Annotated in this window: 6 protein-coding genes; 1 reads left to right on the forward strand and 5 read right to left on the reverse strand. The window is 56.3% G+C overall.

Annotated features, from left to right (window positions below):
• Positions 1 to 130: 130 nt before the first annotated feature.
• The 3 genes from WBC85_RS02095 to WBC85_RS02105 form a co-directional block, all read right to left on the reverse strand.
• Complete coding sequence (locus WBC85_RS02095) at positions 131 to 565, reverse strand: BLUF domain-containing protein (protein WP_424433026.1); 435 nt, start codon at positions 563 to 565, stop codon at positions 131 to 133.
• Between the two features lie 224 nt (positions 566 to 789).
• Complete coding sequence (locus WBC85_RS02100) at positions 790 to 1,614, reverse strand: DUF533 domain-containing protein (protein WP_424433027.1); 825 nt, start codon at positions 1,612 to 1,614, stop codon at positions 790 to 792.
• A gap of 45 nt (positions 1,615 to 1,659) precedes the next feature.
• Positions 1,660 to 2,910 (reverse strand): cation:proton antiporter, encoded by a 1,251-nt coding sequence (locus WBC85_RS02105; RefSeq protein ID WP_424433028.1) that lies wholly within the window; start codon positions 2,908 to 2,910, stop codon positions 1,660 to 1,662.
• Positions 2,911 to 3,017: 107 nt separating this feature from the next.
• Between WBC85_RS02105 and WBC85_RS02110 the strand changes: the two genes are divergently transcribed.
• Positions 3,018 to 3,902 carry a DMT family transporter gene (locus tag WBC85_RS02110; RefSeq protein WP_424433029.1) on the forward strand — a complete coding sequence of 295 codons (885 nt, stop codon included), beginning with the start codon at positions 3,018 to 3,020 and terminating at the stop codon, positions 3,900 to 3,902.
• Between the two features lie 37 nt (positions 3,903 to 3,939).
• Here the strand turns inward: WBC85_RS02110 and WBC85_RS02115 are convergent, their stop codons facing one another.
• Positions 3,940 to 5,358, reverse strand: coding sequence for a protein adenylyltransferase SelO (locus WBC85_RS02115; protein WP_424433030.1), 1,419 nt, complete (start codon positions 5,356 to 5,358; stop codon positions 3,940 to 3,942).
• A gap of 18 nt (positions 5,359 to 5,376) precedes the next feature.
• Positions 5,377 to 5,772 carry a GNAT family N-acetyltransferase gene (locus WBC85_RS02120; protein WP_424433031.1) on the reverse strand — a complete coding sequence of 132 codons (396 nt, stop codon included), beginning with the start codon at positions 5,770 to 5,772 and terminating at the stop codon, positions 5,377 to 5,379.
• Position 5,773 lies beyond the last annotated feature (1 nt).

Here is a 5,773-nt window from a genome sequence, read left to right on the forward strand (position 1 = left end):
GGTGGCACTCGTCCTGAAGGTGCCGGCGGCGGCAAGCCGGGCGGTGGACGTCGTCGGCGCAGTGGCGGCGGCGGTGGCGGTGGAAAGCCCGCGTCCTAACGCAACAGGCGACACATAAACTATCCAAGCGTCACGAAATTGCGGTTATCGTGACGTGCTCGCCCTGCAAGGCATGGGCGGCAAATGCTGACAGCAGTGGCACTGCATCCACATCCGGGTTGGGCCGCATCCAGCCCGTATCAATCGCGCTATTCTGATGCTGGGGCTGCAAAAACTTGATTTGACCCATATCCCAATCGGGAAAAAGCCGTTCGTCGATTGTGCCGTCGGCAAGGATCATGAAATTATAGTGCTTTAGATCGCGTTGAATGACCGACAACCGGTGCATAAGCGGATCTTGCGGTCCTTCTAGATACTGCAAAAAATGATCCTGATCTGTATGCAGAAAACCGGTCAGCCCGTCGCGTTTGTTATTGCGGATACTGGTGCGCACTATCGAACCGACAATATCAGCATTAAGGTGGCATTTGGCCTTACTTCGATAAAGCGCAAAATAGATTTCCATATAGACCATCACCGCATTGCAAGAACGCAGAGCATCGCAGCATCAGGTTAGCAATTGATGCAAGCTATCGGGGAAATGCCGTTGAAGGTCTCAAGATTGGAAATATGCGACAGGTTCGCCCGGCTACACCGCTTTTCAGATGACCAGAAGCGAAGGCGCCCAATGAAAATGCCGCAAAACAAGCGTTTGCGGCATTCGTTTTCTTTCGTTTTGCGCGCGTGAAATTAAGCGCTGACGCCCATCTGCATGTTCAGCATCTGCGCGGTTTGCGCATCAATTCCAAGCGCATCGGCAAGCGCGGCCATATAGGCCTTTTCAGCTGGCGTATCGACGCGAATGGACATCATGGACATGGCATAAAGCTGGAATTTTTGCGCATCTGGCGTGTCGGCTGCCAAGGATTCAACGTCCAATGGCGCGGCCAGTTGTTCCTGAACAAAAGCGATGTCTGCCGCGTCGGCATCATCGCCCACGGTTTCCAGAATTTTCGCGCGCTCGGCGTCATCTATGTCGCCGTCACATTTTGCGGCCTGGATCATTGCGCGCAGCATCAGCGCGGCTGACTCTTCGGCCTCGGGCACTGCGGGCGCTGCTTTGCCGAAACTGTCCAGCATATCGCCGACGCCTTTGCCGCCCATTGCCGCTGCACCGCCCATTGCCGCAAAAATTCCTGCAAGCCCTGCGCCGCCGCCGCCTTCGGCACCCATGGAAGACAGCAGACCGCCTTTTCCAGCGCCGCCAGCGGGGGCGTTGCCGCCCATCAAGCCGCCAAGCATCCCCTGAATGTCCAGACCACCGCCGGCTGCGCCGCCCGTCATTTTGCTCATCATGTCTGCCATCGGGTTTTGCGCGCTGTCCGTGCCAGCCGCGCCACCCATCATTTGCTGCATCATCGCTTGCATCGGGTTCGCAGGGGCGTCTGCGCCGCCTGCCTGCGGCTGTGCACCGCCAAGCAGTGCGCCAAGGCCGCCACCGCCCGCCATTTTGTCAACGCCGCGTGCGGTTGCATATCCAATTGCGACTTTCGCCAGTGTTCCCATGAGGCTCATATGTGTTCTCCAGAAGTTAAGGCGACGTACCTAATTGAAAGTATCCTACACCAGATCGGGCGCGCGGCCAAAGCGATTGGCCAGACGTGCGACGGTTAGTCCTTGTATGATGATCGAGAAGATCACCACAACATATGTGGCAGTGAGAATTACCGGCTTCCATTCCCCCTCGGGCAGGGACAGCGCCAGCGCGACCGAAATGCCGCCCTTAAGGCCGCCCCAAGTCATGATCGGTATGACGCCATTGCTGAATTCGCGAAACGGGCGCAGCAGCAAAACAGGGATTGCAACAGCGGCAAGACGTGCCACCAGTGCCAACGCAATGGCCATGACCCCGGTAACGAGGAAGCTCGCCTCGAACGCTATTGCAAAGACCTCGAAACCGATCATGAGGAACAGAACCGCGTTCAGGATTTCGTCAATCAATTTCCAGAAAGCATCAACATATTCACGGGTTTGCGCGCTCATCCCGTGTTTGGAGCCAATATCGCCAATCAGCAGACCCGCACAGACCGCCATAATCGGCGCAGAGACGTGCAAGTAAACCGCCAGCTCATATCCGCCAAAGGCCAGGCCAAGGGTCAGCAAAACCTCTAGCGCATAGTCATCAATGCGCCGCATGACGCGAAACACCAGCCAGCCCAGAACAAGCCCAAGCACAGCGCCGCCCAAGGCTTCTTGTGCAAAGAGTTGCGCAGCGGCGGCAAGCCCGCTGTCATGATGTGCATGGGGATCGGGAAACGCGATGCCGACCAGAACCAGAAACACCACATAGCCAACACCGTCATTGAACAGGGATTCCCCGGCGATCTGGGTTTCCAGCTCTTTAGGCAAATCCGCTTCGCGCAGCACGCCAAGCACAGCGACAGGGTCAGTCGGGGAAATCAATGCGCCGAAAATCAACGCAATCATCAAAGGCATGCCGGTGATCCACGAAAAGCCAAAGCCGACAATGGCCGTAGAAAGCGCCACGCCAATCGTCGCCATTAACAAAACCACTGACCACTGCGCTTTCAGATCGCTTAGTTTGACATGCAACGCACCAGCAAAAAGCAACAGGCCCAACATGCCTTCAAGCAATGCTTCTGAAAAATCGATGCCCGTCACTGTGGTGCGCACAACATCCGCAATGCCAAGGGAAGGGGCCGCCAGATCAACCAGCACAATGCCCAGCGAGGCAAGCAAGGACACCACCAGAATGCCGATTGCACTGGGGAGTTTGAGAAACAAATAGTTGAGCGCGCCAAACGCGCCCGCGAGGACAATCAAAAGCGAAGTGATTTGCAAAAAGTTCATAGTGAAAGGTTTTCCCGAAGCAATTTAACACAACGTAAAGCCTGTGCTGTGGCAATGAAAGCGGGAAAGCGCTTGACCTAATTCATGCGATAGGCTCTGCGACTGGGATGGAAAGAAAACCCAACCTCGATACATTTGGCGTGATCGCCATGTTATGCTTTGCTGTGCTGTTTGCGTTCAACCAGATTGTAATCAAGGTCACAATTGAAGGTATCCAGCCGATCTTTGCCGCGGCCATGCGCTCGCTTATCGGCTTGTTCGCACTTGGCATCTGGATGTGGTGGCGCGGCGTTTCACCGCGCATGACACGTGGCCAGCTTTGGGGCGGACTGCTGGTCGGGGCGTTGTTTTCACTGGAGTTTCTCTGCCTCTTTCTTGCGCTTGATCTAACGACGGTAAGCCGTGCCAGCGTAATTTTTTATACAATGCCCATCTGGCTTGGTTTGATTGCGCATTTTGTCCTACCGGGCGAACGCCTAAGCGGTTTGCGCTTGCTGGGGTTCGCGCTGGCCATTTGCGGGGTGGCTTGGGCATTTCTTGACCGCTCGTCGGGACAAGCGAGCCTGCGCGGTGATCTACTGGCCCTTGTCGCCGCGCTTTGCTGGGCAGGCATCGCGTTAAGCGTGCGCTTGACGCCCTTCAGCACTGCGCGCGCCGAAGTTCAGCTGATGAGCCAGCTCGCTATTTCTGCCGTCGTGTTTTTCGCGATTGCGCCGCTGTTTGGCCCGTACCTGCGCGCCTATCTACCCATCCACGGCGCTGCTTTGCTGTTCCAATCCGTCGCTGTCGTTCTGGCCGGATTCATGATGTGGTTCGCCATGATGAAAATATATCCAGCATCAGATATTGCTGCCTTTTCATTTCTGTCGCCGGTTTTGAGTGTTTTCATGGGATGGTGGCTGCTGAAAGAACACATCGGCCCGGAGATCATAGGTGCTTTGGTTCTGGTTTGCTTCGGTCTGGTTCTCATATCCAAGCGGCCCAAGACCTAGCCCCGCTTGAATTGAGTTTATTGGCAAAATGAAGCCATCAGGTTCCGCAGAAGGTGGCTGGTACGATTTCTTCTTTGTTTGGCGGGCGGCGCAGATCGTCAAATTCGGGACTGTTCGAGAACGGATCAGCAAGCGCGATATTTAGACGATGGAACGGTGCGAAATCGCCTGATTGCGCGGCCACGATCATTTTTTCGATCTGGTGGTTGCGCGGAATGAGCGCCGGATTGGCTTTTGCCATCACGGCAGCTGGATCGGTTTCGTTTTCAATGCGGCGCTGCCATTTGTCATGCCAGATCACATAGGCAACGCGATCGCTTATTTCATCGATGGCCGATCCATTGCATAGCGCGTGAAACGTATTGGTGAAGTCCGAGCCAGCAGCCTCCATCAGTGCCAGCAGGTCAGCGATCAGATCGCCGTCATCGCCTTGCGGCTCGCAAATGCCCAGCTTTGCGGCAAAAACTTTGAGCCACTCTGCGCGCAGCGCATCTTTCATCGCATGCAGCATCGCGGTAAAACGCTCAACCGCCACGTCTGGTTCGGGCATCAACGCAACAAGCGAAGTCGCAAGCTGCGCCATGTTCCAGATCGCGATATCGGGTTGGTTTGCATAGCTGTAGCGCCCGCCGCGATCAATCGAGCTAAACACGCGATCTGCTGAAAACGCATCCATAAAGGCGCAGGGGCCATAGTCGATGGTTTCGCCCGCAATCTGGCAGTTGTCCGTATTCATGACCCCGTGAATAAAGCCGACGCCCATCCAGGCAGGGATCAGCCGCGCTTGGGCATCCATAACGGCTTGTAGCAGGCCTTCGGGACCGATTGCATCGGGGTAGTGGCGCGCGATCGTGTAATCGGTCAGGGTTTGAAGCTGCTCCAATTGACCCCGCGCGGAAAACACCTGAAACGTGCCGACACGGATATGCGAGGCCGCAACGCGCGTCACCACTGCGCCGGGCAGGGCGGTTTCGCGGTAAACCTGCTCGCCCGTGGCCACCGCAGCCAAGGCGCGCGTCGTCGGGATGCCAAGGGCATGCATGGCCTCTGACACGACGTATTCGCGCAGCACAGGTCCCAGCCAAGCCTTGCCATCGCCGCCGCGCGAATAGGGCGTGCGCCCCGAGCCTTTCAACTGGATGTCACGGCGTTTTCCATTGCTATCAATGACTTCGCCTAAAAGAACCGCGCGGCCGTCGCCAAGTTGTGGGTTGTAGTTGCCAAACTGATGTCCCGCATAAAGCTGTGCCAAAGGTTCAGCGCCATCAGGTACGTTTGCGCCGCCAAAGATTGCGGCCAGTTCCGTATCACTGCCTTTGCTGATGCCAAGCTCTGCACCGAGCGCATCATTATAGGCAAGCAACTGAGGCTTGGGCGCGGGTTCTGGTGCTTGAAAGCTAAAAAAGCCGCCCTTGAGCGCCGCGAAACTGTTATCGAACGGAATTTGTGTTGTCATGCTCAAGCCTCGCGAGCGTTAAAGAACCCGCGACATGAGCAGATAGCCGTCGCGCGCTTTGAAATGGCATCGTTTGTAAAGGCGCAGGGCGCTGTCGTTCGCAGGCTCTACTTCCAGGTGAAGCGCTTTCATGCCTACGGATTTCAGCATCGCAACAAGCGCGGTAATCACTTCCGAGCCAACCCCGCGACCGCGCACGCCGGGGCGGATATATATTTCGTCAATAAACCCGTCCAGACCGCCAAATTCGACGGACCAGCCAAAGGTCACCACGATGTATCCGATCGGGCCACGTGAGGGACCGACAAGATAGACAGCGCCATGGGGCGATCCTTCAAGAAGCGGCTCAAGCGCGGCGCGGCGATGTTCATCACTGCCTTGCAAGGCTTCTTCTTCGTGAAAAGCCCGCACCAAG

Source organism: Planktotalea sp., assembly GCF_049680325.1.
In the GTDB taxonomy this organism is placed as follows: Bacteria; Pseudomonadota; Alphaproteobacteria; order Rhodobacterales; family Rhodobacteraceae; genus Planktotalea.

Bases quoted from the DNA above. Each gene is read 5' to 3' on its own strand.
- WBC85_RS02100 (WP_424433027.1), bottom strand. From the start codon at position 1,614: ATGAGCCTCATGGGAACACTGGCGAAAGTCGCAATTGGATATGCAACC.
- WBC85_RS02095 (WP_424433026.1), bottom strand. From the start codon at position 565: ATGGAAATCTATTTTGCGCTTTATCGAAGTAAGGCCAAATGCCACCTT.
- WBC85_RS02115 (WP_424433030.1), bottom strand. From the start codon at position 5,358: ATGACAACACAAATTCCGTTCGATAACAGTTTCGCGGCGCTCAAGGGC.
- WBC85_RS02110 (WP_424433029.1), top strand. From the start codon at position 3,018: ATGGAAAGAAAACCCAACCTCGATACATTTGGCGTGATCGCCATGTTA.
- WBC85_RS02105 (WP_424433028.1), bottom strand. From the start codon at position 2,910: ATGAACTTTTTGCAAATCACTTCGCTTTTGATTGTCCTCGCGGGCGCG.